The sequence below is a fragment of the Microcystis panniformis FACHB-1757 genome (assembly GCF_001264245.1).
Classification (GTDB): Bacteria; Cyanobacteriota; Cyanobacteriia; order Cyanobacteriales; family Microcystaceae; genus Microcystis; species Microcystis panniformis.
The window spans coordinates 5,196,633-5,219,412 of the sequence record NZ_CP011339.1 but is presented as its reverse complement, the minus strand read 5'-3'; the positions used below and the strand labels follow the sequence as shown (position 1 = coordinate 5,219,412).

General features: G+C 40.3%; 29 protein-coding genes and 3 pseudogenes. 7 read left to right on the top strand and 25 right to left on the bottom strand.

What is annotated here, in order from left to right; genetic code table 11:
- Positions 1-218 precede the first annotated feature (218 nt).
- Complete coding sequence (locus VL20_RS24530; RefSeq protein WP_052278096.1) at positions 219-1,454, top strand: RNA-guided endonuclease InsQ/TnpB family protein; 1,236 nt, start codon at positions 219-221, stop codon at positions 1,452-1,454.
- Positions 1,455-1,481: 27 nt separating this feature from the next.
- On the opposite strand, the pseudogene VL20_RS24525 reads toward VL20_RS24530, so the two are convergent.
- From VL20_RS24525 to VL20_RS24515, 3 genes and pseudogenes are all read right to left on the bottom strand, one after another.
- Positions 1,482-1,832: pseudogene (locus VL20_RS24525) on the bottom strand (NAD-dependent epimerase/dehydratase family protein); the annotation flags it as partial.
- Between the two features lie 22 nt (positions 1,833-1,854).
- A pseudogene (locus VL20_RS24520) lies at positions 1,855-3,026 on the bottom strand (RNA-guided endonuclease InsQ/TnpB family protein).
- Positions 3,004-3,612 (bottom strand): IS607 family transposase, encoded by a 609-nt coding sequence (locus tag VL20_RS24515; protein ID WP_052278095.1) that lies wholly within the window; start codon positions 3,610-3,612, stop codon positions 3,004-3,006. The pseudogene VL20_RS24520 and the gene VL20_RS24515 overlap by 23 nt, the downstream one beginning before the upstream one ends.
- A 267-nt stretch (positions 3,613-3,879) precedes the next feature.
- Between VL20_RS24515 and VL20_RS24510 the strand changes: the two genes are divergently transcribed.
- On the top strand, positions 3,880-4,335 hold the full coding sequence (locus tag VL20_RS24510) for a DUF29 domain-containing protein (RefSeq protein ID WP_052278094.1): 456 nt from the start codon (positions 3,880-3,882) through the stop codon (positions 4,333-4,335).
- 1 nt (position 4,336) lies between these two features.
- Here VL20_RS24510 and VL20_RS24505 read toward each other — a convergent pair whose 3' ends face one another.
- The 4 genes from VL20_RS24505 to VL20_RS24495 form a co-directional block, all read right to left on the bottom strand.
- The gene (locus VL20_RS24505) at positions 4,337-5,128 is read right to left on the bottom strand and encodes a hypothetical protein (protein ID WP_052278093.1); all 792 of its coding nucleotides are present in this window, start codon (positions 5,126-5,128) and stop codon (positions 4,337-4,339) included.
- A 335-nt stretch (positions 5,129-5,463) separates the two neighbouring features.
- Positions 5,464-5,976, bottom strand: a complete 513-nt coding sequence (locus VL20_RS24500) for a type IV pilin-like G/H family protein (protein ID WP_052278092.1) — start codon at positions 5,974-5,976, stop codon at positions 5,464-5,466.
- Between the two features lie 22 nt (positions 5,977-5,998).
- Positions 5,999-6,250 (bottom strand): hypothetical protein, encoded by a 252-nt coding sequence (locus VL20_RS31380; RefSeq protein WP_158499387.1) that lies wholly within the window; start codon positions 6,248-6,250, stop codon positions 5,999-6,001.
- A 119-nt stretch (positions 6,251-6,369) separates the two neighbouring features.
- A complete protein-coding gene (locus VL20_RS24495) occupies positions 6,370-6,894 on the bottom strand; it encodes a type IV pilin protein (RefSeq protein ID WP_052278091.1) in 525 nt (174 codons plus the stop codon).
- Between the two features lie 277 nt (positions 6,895-7,171).
- Here VL20_RS24495 and VL20_RS24490 point away from each other — a divergent pair, with 277 nt between their 5' ends.
- A complete protein-coding gene (locus tag VL20_RS24490) occupies positions 7,172-7,585 on the top strand; it encodes a four helix bundle protein (protein WP_002772592.1) in 414 nt (137 codons plus the stop codon).
- Between the two features lie 56 nt (positions 7,586-7,641).
- Here the strand turns inward: VL20_RS24490 and VL20_RS24485 are convergent, their stop codons facing one another.
- The 12 genes and pseudogenes from VL20_RS24485 to VL20_RS33310 form a co-directional block, all read right to left on the bottom strand.
- On the bottom strand, positions 7,642-8,028 hold the full coding sequence (locus VL20_RS24485; RefSeq protein WP_052278090.1) for a DUF4164 family protein: 387 nt from the start codon (positions 8,026-8,028) through the stop codon (positions 7,642-7,644).
- Between the two features lie 86 nt (positions 8,029-8,114).
- On the bottom strand, positions 8,115-8,480 hold the full coding sequence (locus tag VL20_RS24480) for a DUF4164 family protein (RefSeq protein WP_052278089.1): 366 nt from the start codon (positions 8,478-8,480) through the stop codon (positions 8,115-8,117).
- A gap of 53 nt (positions 8,481-8,533) precedes the next feature.
- Positions 8,534-8,896, bottom strand: a complete 363-nt coding sequence (locus tag VL20_RS24475) for a hypothetical protein (RefSeq protein WP_052278088.1) — start codon at positions 8,894-8,896, stop codon at positions 8,534-8,536.
- Between the two features lie 54 nt (positions 8,897-8,950).
- Positions 8,951-9,346, bottom strand: coding sequence for a shikimate dehydrogenase (locus VL20_RS24470; RefSeq protein WP_052278087.1), 396 nt, complete (start codon positions 9,344-9,346; stop codon positions 8,951-8,953).
- A 53-nt stretch (positions 9,347-9,399) separates the two neighbouring features.
- Positions 9,400-9,729: a shikimate dehydrogenase gene (locus VL20_RS24465; protein WP_052278086.1), complete on the bottom strand. Its 330-nt coding sequence runs from the start codon at positions 9,727-9,729 to the stop codon at positions 9,400-9,402.
- 84 nt (positions 9,730-9,813) lie between these two features.
- A complete protein-coding gene (locus VL20_RS24460; protein WP_052278085.1) occupies positions 9,814-10,200 on the bottom strand; it encodes a DUF4164 family protein in 387 nt (128 codons plus the stop codon).
- 85 nt (positions 10,201-10,285) lie between these two features.
- The gene (locus VL20_RS24455) at positions 10,286-10,597 is read right to left on the bottom strand and encodes a DUF4164 family protein (RefSeq protein ID WP_052278084.1); all 312 of its coding nucleotides are present in this window, start codon (positions 10,595-10,597) and stop codon (positions 10,286-10,288) included.
- Between the two features lie 53 nt (positions 10,598-10,650).
- Positions 10,651-11,046, bottom strand: a complete 396-nt coding sequence (locus VL20_RS24450; RefSeq protein ID WP_052278083.1) for a shikimate dehydrogenase — start codon at positions 11,044-11,046, stop codon at positions 10,651-10,653.
- Between the two features lie 68 nt (positions 11,047-11,114).
- The gene (locus VL20_RS24445) at positions 11,115-11,423 is read right to left on the bottom strand and encodes a coiled-coil domain-containing protein (RefSeq protein ID WP_052278082.1); all 309 of its coding nucleotides are present in this window, start codon (positions 11,421-11,423) and stop codon (positions 11,115-11,117) included.
- A gap of 85 nt (positions 11,424-11,508) precedes the next feature.
- A pseudogene (locus VL20_RS24440) lies at positions 11,509-11,801 on the bottom strand (DUF4164 domain-containing protein).
- A gap of 258 nt (positions 11,802-12,059) precedes the next feature.
- Positions 12,060-13,637 (bottom strand): M48 family metalloprotease, encoded by a 1,578-nt coding sequence (locus tag VL20_RS24435; RefSeq protein WP_284525912.1) that lies wholly within the window; start codon positions 13,635-13,637, stop codon positions 12,060-12,062.
- A gap of 53 nt (positions 13,638-13,690) precedes the next feature.
- Positions 13,691-14,023, bottom strand: a complete 333-nt coding sequence (locus VL20_RS33310) for a hypothetical protein (RefSeq protein WP_284525911.1) — start codon at positions 14,021-14,023, stop codon at positions 13,691-13,693.
- A 72-nt stretch (positions 14,024-14,095) separates the two neighbouring features.
- Between VL20_RS33310 and VL20_RS31375 the strand changes: the two genes are divergently transcribed.
- Entirely contained in the window at positions 14,096-14,317 is a 222-nt protein-coding gene (locus VL20_RS31375; protein ID WP_158499386.1) for a hypothetical protein, read from the top strand.
- A gap of 28 nt (positions 14,318-14,345) precedes the next feature.
- Here the strand turns inward: VL20_RS31375 and acsF are convergent, their stop codons facing one another.
- Positions 14,346-15,404: a magnesium-protoporphyrin IX monomethyl ester (oxidative) cyclase gene (gene acsF / locus VL20_RS24430; RefSeq protein WP_052278081.1), complete on the bottom strand. Its 1,059-nt coding sequence runs from the start codon at positions 15,402-15,404 to the stop codon at positions 14,346-14,348.
- Between the two features lie 189 nt (positions 15,405-15,593).
- Here acsF and rpmF point away from each other — a divergent pair, with 189 nt between their 5' ends.
- Together rpmF and VL20_RS24420 are read left to right on the top strand one after the other, a co-directional pair.
- On the top strand, positions 15,594-15,776 hold the full coding sequence (gene rpmF, locus VL20_RS24425; RefSeq protein WP_004161392.1) for a 50S ribosomal protein L32: 183 nt from the start codon (positions 15,594-15,596) through the stop codon (positions 15,774-15,776).
- 88 nt (positions 15,777-15,864) lie between these two features.
- Positions 15,865-16,464: a sulfite oxidase-like oxidoreductase gene (locus tag VL20_RS24420; RefSeq protein ID WP_052278080.1), complete on the top strand. Its 600-nt coding sequence runs from the start codon at positions 15,865-15,867 to the stop codon at positions 16,462-16,464.
- Positions 16,465-16,614: 150 nt separating this feature from the next.
- Here the strand turns inward: VL20_RS24420 and VL20_RS24415 are convergent, their stop codons facing one another.
- The 5 genes from VL20_RS24415 to VL20_RS24395 all read right to left on the bottom strand — a co-directional run bounded on the left by VL20_RS24415 (position 16,615) and on the right by VL20_RS24395 (position 21,982).
- Positions 16,615-17,769: an ISL3 family transposase gene (locus tag VL20_RS24415; RefSeq protein ID WP_052275466.1), complete on the bottom strand. Its 1,155-nt coding sequence runs from the start codon at positions 17,767-17,769 to the stop codon at positions 16,615-16,617.
- A 63-nt stretch (positions 17,770-17,832) separates the two neighbouring features.
- Positions 17,833-19,275, bottom strand: a complete 1,443-nt coding sequence (locus VL20_RS24410) for a tetratricopeptide repeat protein (protein ID WP_052278079.1) — start codon at positions 19,273-19,275, stop codon at positions 17,833-17,835.
- A gap of 194 nt (positions 19,276-19,469) precedes the next feature.
- On the bottom strand, positions 19,470-20,765 hold the full coding sequence (locus tag VL20_RS24405; protein WP_052278078.1) for a P-loop NTPase fold protein: 1,296 nt from the start codon (positions 20,763-20,765) through the stop codon (positions 19,470-19,472).
- A gap of 247 nt (positions 20,766-21,012) precedes the next feature.
- Positions 21,013-21,264, bottom strand: a complete 252-nt coding sequence (locus VL20_RS24400) for a BolA family protein (RefSeq protein WP_002755721.1) — start codon at positions 21,262-21,264, stop codon at positions 21,013-21,015.
- Between the two features lie 55 nt (positions 21,265-21,319).
- Positions 21,320-21,982 carry a hypothetical protein gene (locus VL20_RS24395; RefSeq protein WP_128575303.1) on the bottom strand — a complete coding sequence of 221 codons (663 nt, stop codon included), beginning with the start codon at positions 21,980-21,982 and terminating at the stop codon, positions 21,320-21,322.
- Positions 21,983-22,212: 230 nt separating this feature from the next.
- Here VL20_RS24395 and VL20_RS24390 point away from each other — a divergent pair, with 230 nt between their 5' ends.
- Positions 22,213-22,776 carry a Uma2 family endonuclease gene (locus VL20_RS24390; RefSeq protein ID WP_052278076.1) on the top strand — a complete coding sequence of 188 codons (564 nt, stop codon included), beginning with the start codon at positions 22,213-22,215 and terminating at the stop codon, positions 22,774-22,776.
- Positions 22,777-22,780: the final 4 nt, after the last annotated feature.

Below are 22,780 nucleotides of genomic sequence, written 5' to 3'. Positions count from 1 at the left end.
AGTTACTCATTTCTGTAGCTAGATAACTAAAATAAGTAACTTTGTCCAGCAATTCTCATTTTGAAACGATTTTGCGTTGTTTCAGCGATCTAGAGATTCGTTAAGAATTATTAACCCCTCTAGGTGCAGGGGTTTTAATGTCATGAAACCTTAAAATGAGAATTGCTGAACTTTGGCCACCGATAGATTTTAAGAAGGTTATCAGGTATAATCAAGACATGAAGCTAGTTGAACGTCATATTATCAGTCAAAACCATCCCTTCTGGTCAGAAATCGACCATTATGCCTTTTTGTCAAAAAACTTGTTCAATCTAGCTAACTACCATTATCGCCAATATTTCTTTGAAAACTCCCAAAAACTGAGTTTTAATCAACTCTATCATCTGGTATCTAAAACCTCAGATTATTTAGCTTTACCCACGAAAGTGAGCAAGCAGATAATCAGAAGATTAGATCAGGCTTGGATTAGTTATTTTGCCGCTTTTAGAGCTTGGAAAAAACACCCTGAAAAATTTTTAGGAAAACCTAAAATTATTAAGTATAAGGACAAAACCAAAGGAAGAAACTTGCTAATATATTCTCAGGAATCAATTTATAAAAAACCTCTAAAAGAAGGAATTTGTCACTTGTCTATGAGCGACTTAAAAATTACCACCTCCCTAAGAGAAATAATTGAAGTGAGAATTGTCCCCAAAAGTAGCTGTTATGTAATTGAAATAGTCTATGAAAGACGGTCGGAAACCACAGATAAACAAGAGATAGCTGGGATAGATTTAGGAGTTAATAACTTAATGGCTGTAACTACAAATCAAACAGGTGTAGCACCTCTTTTGGTAAATGGCAGACCGTTAAAAGCAATTAACACCTTCTACAACAAACAACGTTCCCGCTTACAATCTCAACTGAAAACCAGAAATAATCAACCCTCATCTAAGAGATTGATACTCCTAACCCATAAACGAAACTGTCGAGTAGAAAATTATCTACACACAGCCAGTAAAAAAGTAATAGATTGGTGTATTATTCATCAAATAGGGACATTAATAATTGGGCATAATGAGCGGATGAAACAATCTCTTAATCTAGGAAAAAGGAATAATCAACAATTTGTCAATATTCCCCATAATAGATTAATAGAAATGTTAACCTACAAAGCTCAATTAAAAGGAATAAAAGTCATAATAACTGAAGAATCCTATACCTCACAATCCAGTGCTTTAGATAGGGATGAGTTACCTAAATATGGTGAAGAAAAACCATTATTTAAGGGAAAAAGGTTAGCTAGGGGACTTTATAAAATGGGAACAAATCAGTTGTTAAATGCCGATGTCAATGGAGCATTTAACATCATTAGAAAAGTAATTCCTGATGTCATTGACCAGGGAATAAAGGGTTTGCCGTTTAATCCTGTAGTGCTTGACCCACTACGAATGACTAAGCTTTCAAGCTTTTAAGTAAGTTTGAGTAAGTTTAGTTGAGCGGTTATAGTTAACAATCTCGATTTCCTCGGCATTTTTCCCCATGGCTGCCGCGCAAGCTTTCGCTAAACCGTTAAAAGTTACATAGCGATCGCCAGAAATATTATACACTTGACCGATAGCCTGAGAATTACCCAATACTGCGGCCATGGCCTTGGCCAGATCGACAACGTGACCAAATTGGGTAAAATGTTCCCCATGACCGGGTATAGGAATAGGACGATTACGAACCAAACGGTCAAAAAACCAAGCTTCTAGGTCATTATAGTTGCCCGGTCCGTAGATATAAACCGGACGGATGGAAGTCCAGGGTAAACCCATCTCGCTTAAATAGTTTTCTGTCTCGTGTTTTCCGTTCTGTTAAACTTACTCAAATCTACTCATGAGCAAATTTGACGTTAACTTCCTGCTTCACTGTAGTAGTGTCGGCACTATCTACTCCACAAACTGACACGGTGGAACTCACCGCCAAAGAAGCTAGATTTAGACTAGCGTTCAAGTCTCGACCGCAAACTACATGGCATTGCTCACACTCAAAAACTCTTTCAGTTAAAGATAGAGACTCTTTCTTGTACCCACAATTAAAACAGGTTTTACTGCTAGGAAACCACCTATCGGCTATGATTAATTCCGAACCATACAACTGAGTTTTATAATCAAGTTGTCTTCGGAACTCGTAAAAACCCATATCCTGAATGGCTTTAGCTAATTTGTGATTAGCCATCATCCCAGACACATTTAAATCCTCAATTACTATCTGGCCGTGGTTCTTGGCTAAATAAGTGGTGAGTTTATGTAACGTATCTTTACGGATATTAGCTATTTTAAAATGAAGTTTAGCTATTTGCCGTTGGGCTTTGTTCCAATTATTTGAACCTTTTACCTTATGTCGGTTCAAGTATTGAAGTCTGGCTAATTGTTTTTCGTATTTACGATAACTTTTAGAGCCTTCAAACGTTTCACCTGTCGATAAAGTAGCCAAAGATTTAATTCCTAGATCACAACCAACTACATCATAAGTTTTATTGGTTGTTTGCTGTTCAACTTCCATCTTAAAAATAATAAACCACCTATTAGCTTTTTTACTAAAAGTAACAGATTTTGGCTGGTATCCATCAGGTAGCCGCTCGTAAGTTTTTAACCAACCAATCACAGGAACTTTTATCTTTTGATGGGCAATTTTAATGTTCCCATCTAAAGTGAAACTATCCTGTTTACCTTTATTCTTGAAATTTGGTGGTTTGGCTATCTTCTTGAAGCATCTTTTCCAAGCATCGGATAAAGCTCTTAACGCCCATTGGGGGCGCATTTAGACACTTGATAATACCAATCATGCTCTGATTTTACCAATGCTACCAACCATTTGTGAAGGTCAATAGCCGTAGGAAACTTGATTTTTTCATCAGGGTTAGCTTGATTATGGTCTAAAATTTGCTTGGTTAAAGCCAAACCCCAATTCCAAGCATGACGTGCGGTTCCTGCGTGTTGGGCTAATAATGAGCGTTGTTGATTATTTAGTTTTAACTCAGTCTTGAATCCTAGTAGCAACGTCTCTTAACTCCTCTACGATTTTTCTATTTTTATGGCTTCTAGAGCCATACAATCTAGCGGAAAATACCGTAATAATTTCTAAGACATCTGGCGCTAAATCCTCCTCAAATGTACTGTCTTCAGTTCGATTGATAATGACAACTTCAGTTCCGAATTGCTCGCACAGACTAAAGATTAGTTCATTACCAAATCTAAGTAATCTATCCTTATGAGTTAAGACCAATCTCTCTACTTTACTATCAACAATCAACCGAATTAATCGCTTTAATCCTTTTTTGTTGTAGTTAAGTCCTGAACCTAAGTCGTCTATAATTTCAACTTGCCAACCGTTTTGAGCGCAAAACAATTCGACAACTTCTTTTTGACGTTCTAAATCTTTCTTTTGGTCATGACTAGAAACACGGCAATAGCCAACAGTATAAGAGAGATTCTCTTTTAAACCAAGCAACTGAGAAATTGTATAACGACGATGCCCATTAGCAGTCCGTTCTGGAATTAGTTTACCTTCAGACTCCCAACGCCTTAACGTCGATACGCTTACACCTTTCAATTTAGCCGCTTCTGATCTGGTCAACTTACTCATAGGACTATTATAGCATAAGTCATGAGTAATTTTGGATAGTATTAGTTAGGTTTTTGGTTTCTGTGATTAACCCTCGATCGGTGCAGTTTGTGGCTTGTTAGTTGTTGGGTTTTGGGGGCATCCCTTAACTATAATACTAAATCGGTTGAGGAGAGGCACTCTTGGGATAGGGGGAATAAATAATCAGTCTTTGATAACCGGATTTAGTATGAATTGCCGAAGTTTCGGTAAAATAAAGGTAATTAGTCAACAGAGGAGGTCAAAATTATGACTTTAGCCAAGGTAAAAAATCTGTATGATCAAGATTTTGCTTTGTGGATAGAGAAAACGGTTAAGCAATTAAAATCCGGGGATTTATCTCAGGTTGATTTAGAGAATTTGATCGAGGAGGTGGAATCTTTGGGGAAAAGTCAACGCAAAGCGGTCGATAATTTTTTAACTCGTTTATTAGAACATTTATTAAAACGTTGTTATGTGGTTCTTCCCGATTGTTATCGGGGGTGGGAAATTGAAATTAGAAATTTTCGCAAGGAGTTGAAGAAGGAATTTAAGTATTCTCCTAGTTTAAAAAGGTTTATGATAGAGATTTTAGAAGAATGTTATCGAGAAGCTTTAGAAGCGGTGAAAGAGGATTATCCAGACTCTAATTTTCCCGATATTTGTCCCTTTGCTGAGGATATTGATGGTTTATTAAATCATAAGTTTTGGGAAGATGAAAAATAGGTCACACCCTAATCTTTGGGGGAATTGCCATCACTTGATTATTATTAATCACCAATTTACCGCCCAATTTTTCGATATTTTCCTTAGCTAACCTGCGGGTTTCTTCATCTTTGCTATTTATCCAGACTAACATCCAAGCACCGACTCTAGACGCGCGACTATCGGGATTAGTTTCTAAAAATTTTACTGTTCCCCTAGCGGATTTTTCGATAAATTTATTACCGGCAATTTTCGCCCAATCGGCGGCCATTTGATAGGATTTTTTCGCTGCGGGAATATCACCTAAAAATAATAGTTCATCCACTCCTTTATATAACCAAAGAAAATAGGCATCGGTGACATCAGGAGTGATTTTTGATAAACCTTTATTCATAATCTCAACGGTTCTTTCCGGTTTACCAGCATTCAGGGAAGAAGCGACAGACATCATCAAATAGGCGCGGACAAATTTGGGGTCATTTTTGGTGACAATTTCCATAAAATCGGGACTTAAACCGTAACCAGTTTCCCTACGAGCATCCCCATCGCCATAGTATTGTATAAACTGCAACATTGACCAATTGGCTAACATATTGTCAAAGCCAAAGGAAGGTATATTTTTTAATAACTGAACCTGAGCATTTTCTAGACGAGACTCTTGACGATAATTTCTATCTAATAACTTTTCTTTGGTCAAGGTTTTCACCTTTTCCTGTTGCATTTCCACAATAGCCATGATTAGTCCACCGATGACGGCGACTAAACCAAGAGTTTTAAGTAAGGATAGATTGAGAGATTTTTTTGCACCTACCATAGCTTTAAATAAAAGTCAATAATCAGTAACGTAAGTAGCTGGTTTTAATTAAATTAAAACATGGATTTTAGGTTCGATCCCCCCTGCCCCCCTTGATAAGGGGGGTGCCGATAGGCGGGGGGATCGAACCTTTATCCCCCCTTAATAAGTAGGGTTAATTCATGAATTAACCCTACCATCGCGGTTAATTCATGAATTAACCCTACGATGAATTAACCCTACGATGAATTAACCCTACGATGAATTAACCCTACGATGAATTAACCGACAAATCACGCCCTTCATAATTATAACCATTTACTTATCAACAAAAATAAAAGATTTTTGGGGTTATTTTAATTAATTTCAATGCCATTAACACAGCTAAGAACACCGGCGGAATTACTGGTAGAAACATTATCTTCCAAAGGAGTTTCATCCTCGCAAACAATACCAGTATAGGCCCCGGCTGCCGTTTGTCCAGACGCTCCGGCATAATTTTTAATATCGTCAGCAAATGGAGTCAAAGCATCCAATTCATAGGCGGCTCCAAAAGCATTGGGAGTGGGAGTTCCTACTTCGCTGATATTATAAAATGTTAGGGAAATAGTGGCAGCTTCCAGAGATAGTTCAGATAAAGTAGCAAAAGTCCCTTTTTCATAACGATAACCCTGTTGGGCGCGATTGATTAATCCCAGTGCCGCGCGCGCTTCTGCTTGCCTACCCTTAGCGACTTGTCCAAAGAGATTCGGTAAACTGATGGCAGCGAGAACCCCCAATAAAATCACCACTACTAACAATTCTATTAGAGTAAAACCCCTCGCTTTTTTTGCCTGTGATTTGATTGCTGAAAAAAGAAGGTATTTCATGGTTAGGCCCTGGCAATATTGACTATATTTTGGGTGTTGGGGTGTTGGGGTGGTCACTGCGTGCGCGTTGCGGGGGGTGTTGGGGTGTTCGGGTGTTGGGGTGTTGGGGTGTTCGGGTGTTCGGGTGTTCGGGTGTTGGGGTTTTGGGGTGTTCGGGTGTTGGGGTGTTCGGGTGTTGGGGTTTTAGTTGAAATTCCCCCACTTCCCCACTTCCCCACTTCCCCACTTCCCCACTTCCCCACTTCCCCACTTCCCCACTTCCCCACTTCCCCACTTCCCGAAAAAAATCAAAAGCGCAAGGTTTCCAAGAGAAAATTTCCCTGCCACCTTCCGCTAGATTATCAATTGTTGGTTATTATGCCAGAAAGCTTTTAGGCAATCTGGGAAGAATATCTATCTGACCCGGGTACCAGTAGTGCAGGTAGCAGCAGTTGTTGCTGCTGCTACTCCAGCAGTAGGATTAGCTGCTTCACAGATGATTGTTCTGACAACACCATCGGCGTCTTGAGATACCGCAGCAGAGTAGTCGCGAATATCGTCGGTGAAGGCGCCGATAGCTGAAGCATTAGTTAGAGCAGAAGTGGTACTGGTGGCGGTAGGTCCGGTATAATTATAGTATTGAGGTTCTATAGATACGGGCAAGTCGCCGGTACTTACACTGCCAGCAGCGGCAGTAAATAGTCCAAAATTTCCCTGTTCTAAGCGGTAAGCCTGTTGAGCGCGGTTAACGGTACCGAGGTGGGTGCGAGCTTCCGCTTGTCTGCCTTTGGCTATCTGACCGAGGAGGTTGGGGAGAGCGATGGCGGCGAGTACACCGATGATGATAACGACAACTAGGAGTTCGATGAGGGTGAAACCTTTGTTACCGTTCTTTTTGTTGAGAGTTTGGAGGAGTTTGAATTTGAAGGTGGAGTTCATGGGTATATCCTTTGGTAAGTGTTTTTTGTTCTCTATAAACAACTTACCCACCTGTTTCAGAAAACCTATCACCCTTGGGAAAGATTTTTTTTGGGGAAGTGGGGGAGTGGGGTGATGGGGGAGTGGGGTGATGGGGGGTGGGGTGATGGGGGAATGGGGTAGTGATGGGGTGGTGGGGTGATGGGGTGGTGGGGTGATGGGGAATTTTCCTGAATTTAGGTTTGACAAGAGGTATTTATAAGGGAAAGTAAGAATCATCCATCAGGAAAGGGGAATTATGGTGCAAAAACCTAAGAAATTGCTGAACACCCATGAAGATCTAGAAGTTTATCAAATCGCTTTTAATCTGGCTATGGAAATCTTTGAACTGTCTAAAAAGTTTCCTGGGTCGGAAAAATATTCATTAATTGATCAAATTCGACGTTCTTCTCGTTCTGTCTGTGCTAATTTAGCGGAGGCATGGCGTAGAAGACGATATAAGGGTTCATTTTTGCTGAGATTAAATGATGCGGAAGCAGAAGCAGCAGAAAGCCAAGTATGGTTAAAATTTGCTGTTAAATGCCAATATTTAGATATTGAGACTGGTAGAAAACTTTATGGTCAGTATAATAAGGTTTTAGGACTGATCGTCATCATGACTAATAATGCCGATAAATGGCTACTAAAAACCCCAAAATCCCCAAAACCCTAATTCCCCAAAACCCCAAGTTCCCATTTCAGGTTAGGTTTAAGTATCGGGGGTAACTTCTAGGGATTGGGGAAAAAACCGAAAAGTTTAGCGGCACCTCCCAAGACAGCAACCACCAAAGCTATCAAAATCCCCCGGTTGGTAAATTCCTGATAACCAACCCGTACCGTTAATCCCTCGATTTTCTCGTCTAATACTTTAATATCGCCTTTTAACTCTCCCTTGAGTTCGGCCTGTCCGATTTCTACTTTGGTTAGCCGGTCTTCTACCTTGTCAAATCTCTCATCTACCTTGTCAAATCTCTCATCTACCTTGTCAAATCTCTCATTCATCCGTTTTTCAAGGGAGTCGATTTTCTCATCCATCCGTTTTTCAAGGGAGTCGATTTTACTCTCAATCCTAGTTAGGACAGCTTCTAGGGAATAAGTTACAGTTTCGTTAGACATTTTGCTATACTCCTCTGGGGTTTTCGGGTTTTTGAGCGGCCATTTATTATGATCATAAGGCCTCTAGCCTTGCCTAGGAGCCAGTTCTAGGGATTGGGGAAAAAACCGAAAAGTTTAGCGGCACCTCCCAAGACAGCGACCACCAAAGCTATCAGAATCCCCCGGTTGGTGAACTCCTGATAACCAACCCGTGCCGTTAATCCCTCGATTTTCTCGTCTAATACTTTAATATCGCCTTTTAACTCGGCCTTGAGTTCGGCCTGTCCGATTTCTACTTTGGTTAGCCGGTCCTCTACCTTGTCAAATCTCTCATCTACCTTGTCAAATCTCTCATTCATCCGCTTTTCAAGGGAGTCGATTTTCTCATCCATCCGTTTTTCCAGAGAGTCGATTTTACTTTCAATTCTGGTTAGGACAGCTTCTAGGGAATAAGTTACAGTTTCGTTAGACATTTGCTAGACTCCTAAAGTTATCAATAGTTTTCGGGGTGTGAGACTGGAGAATTTTAGGGATTGTTACCGAGGAAAAGAATTCTAATCGCAACGGTGATAATTGCACCGATAGCGGCACTCATGGCACCGATAAGGATAGGGACAATCAGACCTCGAAAACCCTGTAGGTCAGAAATAGTCTTAACTAGAGTGTATTGCTCATTTTCTACTTTTTCTAGTCTTTTATCCATCCCTTCGACTTTCTCGGTTAGTTTAGCTTGTCCTACCTTTAAATCATTTACATCTCTTTGCAAAGTATCGATTTTCTGATTGACATCTTTTTGCAAGGTGTCCATTTTCTGATTGACTTCCTTGATGCTGTCTTTAATTTCCTTAAGGACCGATTCTAGGGAATAGGTGACGGTTTCGTTAGACATTCTGCTAAACTCCCAAAGTTATCAATAGTTTTCGGGGTGTGAGACTGGAGAATTTTAGGGATTGTTACCGAGGAAAAGAATTCTGATAGCAACGGTGATAATTGCACCGATAGCGGCACTCATGGCACCGATAAGGATAGGGACAATCAGACCTCGAAAACCCTGTAGGTCAGAAATAGCCTTAACTAGAGTGTATTGCTCATTTTCTACTTTTTCTAGTCTTTTATCCATCCCTTCGACTTTCTCAGTTAGTTTAGCTTGTCCTACCTTTAAATCATTTACATCTTCTTGCAAGGTATCGATTTTCTGATTGACATCTTTTTGCAAGGTGTCCATTTTCTGATTGACATCTTTTTGCAAGGTGTCCATTTTCTGATTGACTTCCTTGATGCTGTCTTTAATTTCCTTAAGGACCGATTCTAGGGAATAGGTGACGGTTTCGTTAGACATTTGCTAGACTCCTAAAGTTATCAATAGTTTTCGGGGTGTGAGACTGGAGAATTTTAGGGATTGTTACCGAGGAAAAGAATTCTGATAGCAACGGTGATAATTGCACCGATAGCGGCACTCATGGCACCGATAAGGATAGGGACAATCAGACCTCGAAAACCCTGTAGGTCAGAAATAGCCTTAACTAGAGTGTATTGCTCATTTTCTACTTTTTCTAGTCTTTTATCCATCCCTTCGACTTTCTCAGTTAGTTTAGCTTGTCCTACCTTTAAATCATTTACATCTTTTTGCAAGGTGTCCATTTTCTGATTGACTTCCTTGATGCTGTCTTTAATTTCCTTAAGGACCGATTCTAGGGAATAGGTGACAGTTTCGTTGGACATTTTGCCATACCTCTATACAGTTTGGGTTTTTGAGCGGTCATTTATTATAATCCTAATGGCTGTAAACGTCTCTGGTGGCCAGTTCTAGGGATTGGGGAAAAAACCGAAAAGTTTAGCAGCACCTCCCAAGACAGCAACCACCAAAGCTATCAGAATCCCCCGGTTGGTGAACTCCTGATAACCAACCCGTGCCGTTAATCCCTCGATTTTCTCGTCTAATACTTTAATATCTCCTTTTAACTCTCCCTTTAACCCCTCGATTTTCTCGTCTAATACTTTAATATCGCCTTTTAACTCGGCCTTGAGTTCGGCCTGTCCGATTTCTACTTTGGTTAGCCGGTCTTCTACCTTGTCAAATCTCTCATCTACCTTGTCAAATCTCTCATTCATCCGTTTTTCAAGGGAGTCGATTTTACTCTCAATTCTGGTTAGGACAGCTTCTAGGGAATAGGTGACAGTTTCGTTAGACATTTGCTAAACTCCTATAGATTTTTGAGTTTTTCGAGCAGCTATTTATTATGATCATAAGGGAAGTAACCATTTCTAGGAGCCAGTTCTAGGGATTGGGGAAAAAACCAAAAAGTTTAGCAGCACCTCCCAAGACAGCAACCACCAAAGCTATCAGAATCCCCCGGTTGGTGAACTCCTGATAACCAACCCGTGCGGTTAATCCCTCGATTTTTTCGTCTAATACTTTAATATCGCCTTTTAACTCGGCCTTGAGTTCGGCCTGTCCGATTTCTACTTTGGTTAGCCGGTCTTCTATCTTGTCAAATCTCTCATTCATCCGTTTTTCAAGGGAGTCGATTTTACTCTCAATTCTGGTTAGGACAGCTTCTAGGGAATAGGTGACAGTTTCGTTAGACATTTGCTAGACTCCTAAAGTTATCAATAGTTTTCGGGGTGTGAGACTGGAGAATTTTAGGGATTGTTACCGAGGAAAAGAATTCGGATAGCAACGGTGATAATTGCACCGATAGCGGCACTCATGGCACCGATAAGGATAGGGACAATCAGACCTCGAAAACCCTGTAGGTCAGAAATAGCCTTAACTAGAGTGTATTGCTCATTTTCTACTTTTTCTAGTCTTTTATCCATCCCTTCGACTTTCTCGGTTAGTTTAGCTTGTCCTACCTTTAAATCATTCACATCTTCTTGCAAGGTATCGATTTTCTGATTGACATCTTTTTGCAAGGTGTCCATTTTCTGATTGACATCTTTTTGCAAGGTGTCCATTTTCTGATTGACTTCCTTGATGCTGTCTTTAATTTCCTTAAGGATCGATTCTAGGGAATAGGTGACAGTTTCGTTGGACATTTGCTGGACTACTAGGGTTATCAATAGTTTTGAAAGTGGGAGACTTGGCTAAGATAAAATTGGGAATTTTAGGGATTATTGGTAAATAGCGAGCGCAAACTGACGGTAATTAAAGAACCACCCAAGAGGGTAATTAATGCCCAAATTTGATTTTTTTGAGTGCCTTTCATGTCTCTAACCTGTTCTTTTAAGTCTTTAACTTCGCTTTTGATTTCTGCTTGCGCTATTTTTATCTCGGTGACATCTTTTTGTAAAGTATCAATTTTCTGATTGACTTCTTTTTGCAAGGTATCGATTTTCTGGTTGACATCCTTGATGCTGTCTTTAATTTCCTTAAGGATCGATTCTAGGGAATAGGTGACGGTTTCGTTAGACATTTGCTAAACTCCTATAGATTTTTGAGTTTTTCGAGCAGCTATTTATTATGATCATAAGGGAAGTAACCATTTCTAGGAGCCAGTTCTAGGGATTGGGGAAAAAACCAAAAAGTTTAGCAGCACCTCCCAAGACAGCAACCACCAACCACCAACCACCAAAGCTATCAGAATCCCCCGGTTGGTAAATTCCTGATAACCAACCCGTGCCGTTAATCCCTCGATTTTCTCGTCTAATACTTTAATATCGCCTTTTAACTCGGCCTTGAGTTCGGCCTGTCCGATTTCTAATTTTGTGAGACGTTCATCGATTTTGTCGATTTTACTCTCAATTCTGGTTAGGACAGCTTCTAGGGAATAGGTAACGGTTTCGTTGGACATTTGCTAAACTCCTAAAGTTAAGTGGGTGGGTGGAATTAAATATAAGATGAACGTAGGTTGGGTTGAAGCATGAAACCCAACGCCTGCATGGGTTACGCTACCGCTAACCCATCCTACAAATAATTTTGCCTCCCTACTTATCAATAGTTTTCGGGGTGTGAGACTGGAGGATTTTAGGGATTGGCGCTCAAAAATTGGCTACTATTCCAGCAAGTACCTAAAACTAGAAAAGGGATGAAGTGGCAGTTTTTCCCATTCTTAAAATGTGACTGCGATAATTAAACCGGAGACTAATAAGCAAAAACCGCTAACCAAAGACCAAAAACGGGGATAACCCCGAATATTTCCGCCAGAGTGAGTTATTTGACTCCATTCGAGACGAGGAGATAAATCGCGACGAAACCAACCGAGAATCTGTACTGATGTATTATTTATTGCTGCCATGGGGGGGTTAGTAGTCCTGATTTTATGCCAAAAACCAAAACGATAGTTAGGAGCGAGGGGAATTATGCCAGTGCTATCTTTAAGAAAGAAATTCTTTCCTTGAGCAATTAACTCACCGCGGAGTCGGACGGGGATAGCTGGGAGGGGATGACTGTAAGGATTATCGGTTAAAGAAAAAATATCGCTGAAACTAGCATTTTTGAGACGAGGATAACTAGCTAATCGATTGATAATTATACCCAAACCCCCAGCGACTAAAATTAGCCCCAATGCAGCCCAAGAGCTAAATTTCAGACCAAGAAACCCAGCGATGACAACCCCAATAATAAAGCCTAGTCCCCAACCATAATATAAACATAGTCGCAGAAAAAAGTTTTGATAGAGTTTCTTGCGATCTAATTCTATTTCTTGCCCTAATATTTCCCCCAGACTAAATTCTATATCTAAATCCATCTGTCCGGCATAGTTGGCTAAAGCGCCAATCCTTTTACCAGTCAGGGGATGATTAGATTGCAACTCTAACCATTTTGCCCAAGGATTATATATATCCCAGAGAAAACTCTGTCCGATCCGGCGAGACTCCAATGCGATACCATAAACGTTACCGGCAATGATCGCATCCTGCTCCTGGGCAATATTTAATACATTTATACTTAATGACAGGGGACTGGACTGGGCATTTTCTTGGACTAAACCAAAGGCAATTTTTACTAAAGCACGGGCCAAAGCATTGGGATTACCAGTAACTTGGGCAGCAAAATGATCGGCGAAGTATTCTCTAGTACGAGACAGATAAAGACTGCAAAAAACAATAATTTGCCTAAAAATGGTGATAATTGATGAGAGAAGGCCTAGAAAAACTGTGTCTTGAAAATTATTATCTTGATTTTGGGCAAAAGAATCGAGATAACAGCTTAAATGAGCGAAACTAGCACAGATAGTCATCAGGGCAAAGTCTCCCTGCCAAATATGCCCTAATTCATGAGCATATACCGTCGCTACTTCCTCATCGTCGAGATAGGTAAATAAACCTCTGCTAACTACTAAGCGAGCATTACCCCGTCGAGAGCCATAGGTAAAAGCGAGGGGCTGTCCGTCTTCGATAATGCCTAGTTTTGGCGGTTTTAACCCTTTTTCTCGGCATACACGCCCAATTACCGCCGCCGATTCGGGGCTATCCCGTTTAATTTCCGCTAAGGACACCCAACGCACTCGATAAAGACGTTTTTGTGTCCAATCAATTAGATTCGGGGCGATAAAAAGGATGAGTCCGCCTAAGAAACCGGTCAAGAGCAAGGCAATAATTACACCCGTCCCCGCAGGGATGAGGAGCAAACGGGTAGTGACAAAAAACAGACCAGAGACTATAACATAAAAAGCCGTAATTGTCAATAGTTTAGCAAAAATAAGTCTATTTTCGGGGATAGTCCGGGATAACCGGACGCTTACCTGTGCAGATCGTGCTGCCTTGGCAGCGATCGAGATTTGACCCCATTAGTGGTAATACCGATGGTTTTTTGTTCAGCACCAAAGATTGTCAGTAATCGTTTGGCCCACTGACTAACTTCCTGATCAAGATGATTTTCTAGTTCCAGAGCTAAGGCGATCGCTTGTTGCCGTTGATGATTGCCGCGATAGGCCCGAGCAAGGGCCATTTTAGCTTGAACATATAAGGGAGAATAAAAATTAGCTGACTGTTGACAATATTCTTCCAGTAATTCTACAGCCCTTGGGTAATCCTTTAGCCGCAGACATTTTAATCCTTCTTCCAGTGACATAGATATCCCTTAGCTGTTTATCTATCTTTAGAGATACCCAGAATCGCAGCAAAGATTAAAGGAGTTGGGGAAGTGGGGGTGTGGGGAAGTGGGGAAGTGGGGTGTGGGGAAGTGGGGAAGTGGGGAAGTGGGGAAGTGGGGAAGTGGGGAAGTGGGGAAGTGGGGAAGTGGGGAAGTGGGGTGTGGGGTGTGGGGTGTGGGGTGTGGGGTGTGGGGAGAATAAATAAAACTAATCTCCTATCTCCTGTCTCGGAGTCTCGGAGTCTCGGAGTCTCGGAGTCTCCCGATAACTGATAACTGATAACTGATAACTGATAACTGATTAAAGTACCATTTCTCTGGTGGCTTCTGCATCTATGGGTTTAATCAGATACAATCGCAATAGCTCCCCGACGATACCTAACTGTAAGGGTAACTTCCGCAATGTTTTTAGCCATTGGGGAGCGATGCTTTCATCGATCGCTTTTAATTGTAAATTACGTTCGGCACAACGGTTTAAACGGGGGAAAAATTGGGGATGGTCCACATTTAAAATGGTGGGAAAAGCGCGAGCGGAGGTATTATTAGTCTGACGAATTACTTCTTGGTCAAAAGCGATCGCATCCATTCCCAAGGCATCATAAAAGTCCGAGCGTTCCCGTACAGTTAAACTATGGGTAGCAAAGACGGAAAGCAGGAAAAAACGGCTCCATAATCTCGATCGCCAATTATTCCACAATTGCGGTTTAGCGCGCAGCAAGGTTTTAAAGATATCTCCGTGGCGATTTTCGTCTTGACACCAACTCTCGAAGTAATTAAAAAGAGGATTAAATTTATACTGGGGATGTTCTTCTAAATGACGATAAATGAGAATATACCGCCAATAACCGATTTTTTCGGAGAGATAGACCGTATATAACACCCATTCAAGGGGGAAAAAGGTGTAAGTCCGGGTTTTAGTAATTTTGGCTAAATCGAGGGAAATATTAAAGTCAGCCATGGCTTTATTGAGAAATCCTGCATGGCGCGCCTCATCTCTAGCCATAAGATGAAATATCTCCCCTAACAAGGGATTACGGCTTTTTAGTTGTCGTGACAGTTCCTTAAATAACAAAAAGCCAGAAAATTCGGAGATACAGGAGCGTTCTAGGTAATCTATAAAGGCATTTCTCGTTTTTTCATCGAGATTATCTTGATAGTTCTCAAATCCTTGCTGACGTTCAAAGTGATGCCGGTTGTAATCGGTCCGCATCTCCTCTAACATCGCTTTGATTTCGGTTTCTTGCAAAGAAAGGTCAAAATTAGCGGCAGCCTCAAAATCGGTGGTATAAAAACGCGGGGTGAGGATAGTTTCGCGCAGAACAGCTTTTTTCTGGGAGGGGGGTTCGACGGTAGTGACCATGATGGAAATTACTTGACTACATAGCTATATAGGATTTTAAACATAAATAGGTAAGCCAATGATAATTATTAAGTTTTATCAATATTTTGGGCAGTAGTGAGCAAGGGAATCAGACAAGTGAGCGAGCCGATTAGGGAAATAGGGAGTAGAATAGAAAGGTTGTGAGTCTATAACTATCGTTAAAATACTATGGCTTGTCCCAAGAAGAAAACCTCAAATGCCAAGCGCGACCAACGGAGAGCGCACTGGAGAAAGCAAGCGGAGCGGGAAGCGCAAAAAGCCTTATCTTTGGGTAAATCTGTTCTTTCTGGTCGTTCTAACAGCTTTGTCTATCCCACTAAAGAGGAAGAAGAAGGGGAAGACGAGGAATAACTTGATGGTGGGGAGTGAGGTAGAGAAAACCTTTTCGCTCCCTCATATTTTAAGATTTGTTTAGGGTTTTCGTTGTGAGTCTCAAACAATGTTAGGCAAATTCTTTAAAAAACCAGAATCTCCCGATCAAGACCGAGTTCCCCCGGGCCAATATCTCGCTAGTGGTTTTCCTGTGCTTACCTACGGAGATACTCCCCAAATCAAGACCGAGGAATGGTTATTCAAGGTTTGGGGAAAGGTGGCCACGACTAAAATTTTTAACTGGTCGGATTTTATGGCCCTACCGCAGTGGGAATTTACCAAGGATTTTCACTGTGTCACCCGTTGGTCAAAATTAGATGTGACTTGGACGGGAGTTAAGGTATTGGATTTGATGACCTTAATTGACCTGCTGCCGGAAGCTACCCACGTCATGCAACACTGTTATGGCGGTTATACCACTAACCTGACCCTAGAGGAGTTCCTGCACGAGGATAATTTTTTCGCTTTTCAATTGTTTGGTCAACCTTTACCCCCCGACCACGGGGGTCCGCTGCGTTTAGTTGTTCCCCATCTCTACGCGTGGAAAAGTTCTAAATGGATTAATGGCTTAGAATTTCTCGATCGAGAGCAATTGGGTTTCTGGGAACGTAATGGCTACCATCGACGAGGTGATCCCTGGTTAGAGGAACGTTATAGCGGTTTTTAATCAGTTTTGGCTTAAAATCGGGTGAGATAAGCAATCAAGTCCAGTAAGTCATAGCATTAAAACAAGCAAAAGTCAAGGGGTAAGCAACAAATTTTTACTCGATCGCGACTGGGTAATTAGGCTCTTCTGGTTTTCGTGTGTTAATTTTTGTTATGAATTAAAGCAAGCAAACAGCTTAAGTCGAAGATGTTCAAAATTGGTAAATCCATAACTCATTCTTTTAATAAGCTTTATTTTGGTATTCATTCCCTCAATTAATCCGTTGGTTGTCTGATTTTCAAAGTAATTACAAATACCTGGCAAATGCTTCTGGATCATCCTGGCACTACTTTCATATAATATCCCGCCTATTCTTATCCATTTTTCCAATTTTCTCTCAGCACCTCTGAACGTTCTACTACTTTGATAAATTTGTCTAATTTCTTCTTTCATTTCCCAGGCTATTCCTAAGCATGGATGTTCTTTCAGAATAACTTCTAGTTGTTGTTTTTGCTCGTCCTTTAAGTCCTCTTTATTCTTCCATAATAAATGAGGTAATCCTTTTTCATGCACCCCCATTAACTTTCTCAATTTATTAAGCTCGTCATTGATGATAGCCATTACATGAAAACGGTCATAGATGATTTTAGCATTGGGAAATAATTCCTTGATCACTGCTGTAAATCCTGACCACATATCGACGCTCACTTCTTTCACTTTCTCCCGAACTGCGTCTGGCTGTGCTTTTAAGGCTTCCATTAATTCTTCTTGCTTATGTCCTTTAATCACATCTAGTAAAATTTTCTTGTCCATATCTACGACCGTTGTGATGAAATCTTTATGTCCTTTTAAGTTACTAAATTCATCTAAGCTTATTCGTTCTGGTGCTTCCCACTCTTCCTTTTCTAGTTCTTTAGCACAGTGATTAAATATTAACTCAACTTCTGACCATCCTAACCCTTCTTCTCGACTTATTTCTTCGATGCTACAATTTTTTACTCTCTCATAAATCATCGATTCATAGCGAATTGTATGATGCTGTCTTAATCTCATAAAACTCAGTCTTTCGCTGATATACTTTTGGCACTTTTGACAATGAAACTGACGGCGTGGTACTTCTAAATATACTGGATTACCTAATATTGACAAGTCTCTGACTAGATTATACTCTGTCTGATTGATTCTGTCTAAGGTTTGATGGCAATTCGGACATTCAATTGTTTCATTTAAAAGAGCAAGCTTTAGGAAAATTGTCTGAGCAATTTTTTGATAATTGACCACTGTTACATTTGGTAAATCGAGGAGTTGATCAAAATTTATCCACATAACCCACCTCCTGTTCTGTGTTACTATTATACCATGCTCACACAGAACCTAGAAGAGCCGTAATTATAATTGCCGAATTGCCTGATCACAATATTGAACATATCCTGCTAACCCCAATGCTTGAAATAATTTCCGCGCTTGAAGATATGCTTCTTTCGCTTCCGATATACGATCGAGTTTATAGTAGGTAAACCCCAGATTAAACAGAGTCTTTGGTTCTCCTATGATATACTCCATTTCCTGAAAGATTTCTAAGGACTTTTGATAAAACTCGATCGCTTTTTGGTCTTCTCCTAGGGAACCGTAAACATTCCCCAAACCTAGATAGGAATAAGCTTCTCCTGTTATATCAGAGATTTCCCGTTTGATTGCTAAGGACTGTTGATGAAACTCGATCGCTTTTTGGTATTCTCCTAGGTAATTGTAAATATTGCCCAAATTATTGTAACAATACGCTACTCCCCTTATATCATCAATTTCCTGAAAGATTGCTAAAGACTGTTGATAAAACTCGATCGCTTTTTGGTATTCTCCTCGGAAACGGTAAGCATTGCCTAAATTATTGCAAGAATCTGCTTCTCTCCAGCGATCTCGGATTCTCTGAAAGATTGCTAAGGACTGTTGATAAAACTCGATCGCTTTTTGGTATTCTCCTAGAAAATAGTAAATACCTGCTAATGAGTCGAGACTCGCAACTAAATCAAGTTCTAGATTTAACTCTTTTTGTAAATCGATCGCTTTTTGATAATACTCGATCGCAAGCTGTTGTTCCTGACGATAATCTACCAATGGCGATCGATATAATAAACGAAGGTTATAAATCTTAGCTAAACTGGCATATAAACTCGCTAGTCTTGGCTCTTTTTTGCCTTTATTTACCTCGATTTGCTCGATTAGTTCTAACAAGTCTTCTTTAGAGATTGAAGGAATATCTTTATCTATAGTAATTTCATCAAAAGATTGTAAAATTGGTAAAAATTCCTGAGAAGGTAAAAAGTTACTTGGAGGAGAAATAAAGCGAAAAACTCCTTTTCTCCAACTCCAAAAATCGGGGGACTTTTTGCGTAAATTTACTTCCACTGTGTTTGTTACCCAAAGAACGATGGAATAGGGAAATTCTCGCAATCCTTCCCTTGTCCATTGCAGATAACCAAAAAATTTATCTAGTTCCGATTTTTCCTGTTGCCATTCGATCGAGTGTAATTTTTCCACTCCTGTGGTTGTGATCACGGCGTTTTTGCTTTGTAATAACTCTGGTTTTCTGGAGACTAAACTAGCAATTGCTGCTCTTAAACTCGGTTCTTTTTGATCTAAATCAATCCGATAACAAGGGATTACTGGTTCTAATTCTTTGCTATAGCGATCAATGATTTCTTCTCGCAATTTTTCCTGATCACACACACAAATCAATATATTTAATCTCTCTTGATTTGCCTCTAGAGAGACGATTAAACCTTCGTATTCTCTTTCATTTTGGTCAATAATTGAAGATGTTTCATTATTCATAATAAGTGGATAAATGTTAAAAACTGTCAGATACCCCCATTAGGTAGGGTTGATTCATGAATCAACCCTACGGATCAAGGGGTGATCCGCACCCCCCTTATCAGGGGGGATCCCCCCGCCTATCGGCACCCCCCTTATCAAGGGGGGCAGGGGGGATCCATCTTCAATTTAATTATAACTACTTACTTATCCCATTAAATTGTTCCTCTTTTTTTCATTAACTCAGCCACAATCGGATGCACGTTATACCAGAGATCGCCATTGCGGTATTCCAAAATATATAAACCATGCAACAGATCTAGAAAATTTTGATCCTTGAGATCCTTCGGTTTTGACTTTTCATAAACAGTTTTAATAATTTCCTCATCTGCTGTACCGATACTTTCAGCAAAATCGAGACTAAGTTCTGTGATTGATTGTTCTAAAACAGCTTGATCAATTTTTAGGGTATTATCATCAGGATAACGACGAACCGATCGCAAACAAACCCGACAGCAATCATTAGTAATGCGAATTAATTCTCGTAATACTCCCCCACTATAAAGACAAATTTTTTCAAGGGTGTCAGGATCGATTAAAGCGGGATCGATGCGCTTAGTGATAATCTCGGTTAAAGTAGCAATCATTTGCGGATCGGGTATAGCATTAGGTGAATTAATTTCTCCCTGTTTAAAGAGTTTATATACAGGCATTTGTACGATCTGATCATTAGTTTCTGTTTGGAGAGTTGCCTTTAAAGCTACCTCTCTTAAGGCGGCGATCGGAATAGTCATAATAATCCGAAAACCGGGCAGCATAATCGCTTTAATATGGGATTGAAAAATATCCCTTACCTGTGCTAAGTCAATTTTATCAATGTCATCAACAATTACTAAGATTTTTTTCTGACTTTGGGACTCGATCGCACTAGCTATAATGTTAATTTGGGCAACTAAATCGGTAATTCTCCGCTCATATTTTTGTTTAATTTCCTCGCGAATAGTCGAATTAATCTTGAGAATTCCTTTAATGTGAGCTAGTAAAGAAGAAAAGTTAAAACCCGTTTCGACAGTGGCATCTGCTTGATTAGTTTCGGTGCGAATTTGTTCAGCAAACCATTGATAAAAGCTTTTTTTAATAGAATCTTTAATAGTTAAATTTTGGGCTTCCGCTTCTGACATCATCTGAACGGCGATCGAGAATAAAATATTAACATGATTTACGTCTGACATTTCGATCGTGTCTGAGATCGAGAAGAAAACAACAAAATAGCGATCATCTAACTTTCTTTTAAATTCATAGAGTAGGGTTGACTTACCACAACCCCGATGTCCTGCTAGAATAATTTTTCCGTCTTCCGAAGGACTATCTTCTACCAATTGTTCTAATTCGTCGATAATTTCTGTGCCGTATTTGACAGCAAAACGCTGTAATTCTTTATCCGATCGCAGCGGCAAAAGTTCCAAATTGCGATAGGCTTCTCGAAAGGGTTCCAGTAAAGGACTAACCATAAGTAATTAAATTAGACTGTGTGTTGTGAAGATAATTAGCCACAAAGAAAACTAGAAAAAAATTAACTGATAACTGATAAGTAGTTATAATTAAATTGAAGATGGATCCCCCCTGCCCCCCTTGATAAGGGGGTGCCGATCCCCCTTAATCCCCCCTTAATAAGGGGGGTGCCGATCCCCCTTAATCCCCCCTTGATAAGGGGGGTGTCTGACAACTTTTAACACCTACCTACTTAACTGATAACTGTTATTTTTCTGCTGCCCAACTGTCGGGAGTGTAGGTTTTTAATGCCAAAGCATGGATGGCTTCGGTAGCCAGTGCCGATTGTAAAGCACCATAAACCATTTGATGCTGTTTAACGCGGGTTTTGCCAGCAAATTCGCCAGAAATAACCACCGCTTCCAAATGATCACCACCTCCCGTTAAATCCCGAACCATCACCTGTGCATCGGGGATTTGTTCTTGAATCATCGCTTCTACTTGGCGAAAGTCAACCATCGTAACTCCTCAAAACAATTAAAGATACTCTGATCCCATTGTTACCGAAAGCTCGTCAATGGGGACAAAATTTACTGCTGTGGGGGGGATTGCTAGGAGTTGCGGAGGTGGGAGTCGGTGCGGAGATGGGTGTGCTGACAAATCCCATTTCGTAGAGTTGTTGATAGCTTTTTTGTCCTAATTCACTGGTGGGGTTTTGGGATTGAATCACCTGAATTAACAAAGGAACCGCCAATTCTGGCTGATTTTGCGCTCTATGAACCAAAGCAAGCTTATAGGTGGCTTCATCCCGCATTTGTCCGGTGTTTAAAGCACTTTGACGCTGAGAATCGAATACTTTTGGGTCAATTCCTGAGAAACTATTAGCTAATTGCAGATGATAGTTAGATAGTTGGTTAAAAATCCGACGCGCTTGATTGAGTTTGTCCACCGCGACATCGTATTTAGCGGCATTAATAGCGGTGTTCGCTTCTTCCACTAAACGTTGTCCCCCCTGAAGACTCAGGACACTATCGGCTTGATTTAAGGGTTTTAATTCGTTAGGATCGCTGGCAGGAGTGTTAGAGTCGGGGGTTTGTGCTTGTCCCTTAGGTGCGATCGCAATCACCAAACCGATCACCAGAGTGAGCAGATAAATTAAACTATAAGGCTGTTTTCGCTTAACCATAAAATTTCTCGACTTAATGTTCCAGAGGGGAACGGCTATTTTTTTCGACATCGACAACTGACCTATAGTAGCTTTTTTGGGGCAGTTTCGATCCTACCCCAGCTTTCTAGACGTTAGATCTAGCGGTTTTGTCACCATAGCAACCGCTGTTTTTTCCCGAAGAATCAGTACAAGTACCCAAAAAGTTAGTTTATCTCCCCGATTCATGGTTTAAACACCGATAAGTCACCCCTTGGCAAGCTGTCCAGATAGAATAAAGAGAAAGTAGGAGTTTAGTTAAAATGTCTTTATCGCTGATTACCCGTAAGTTTACGGTGGAAGAATACGAAAAAATGGCAACCGAGGGAATAATCAAACCCGATGAAAAAGTGGAATTAATTCGAGGAGAAATTATCAAAATGTCACCGATGGGAACCCTTCATGCTTCTAGTGTAGATAGATTAATACAATTATTCTATCAAAAGTTAGGACAGAAAATTATTCTCAGGGTGCAAAATCCGATTAGGTTAAATAATAATTCTCAACCAGAACCAGATTTAAGTTTACTAATACCTCGAGCGGATTTTTATGTTGCTGCCTATCCTTGTCCTCAAGATATCTATTTAATTATTGAAGTTTCTGATTCTACCCTCGATTATGATCGCTATACTAAAATCCCTCTTTATGCGGAGGCAAATATTCAAGAAGTTTGGATTGTCAATCTCAAGGAAAAATGTTTAGAAGTTTATCGCCATCCTCTGAATGGTAGTTATCAAGCTATTCAGAAATACTCTATAAATGAGAGGGTTTTTATAACATCTTTTCCCGATATAGAATTCACTATTGCAGAAATATTAGGAGTGTAGTTAA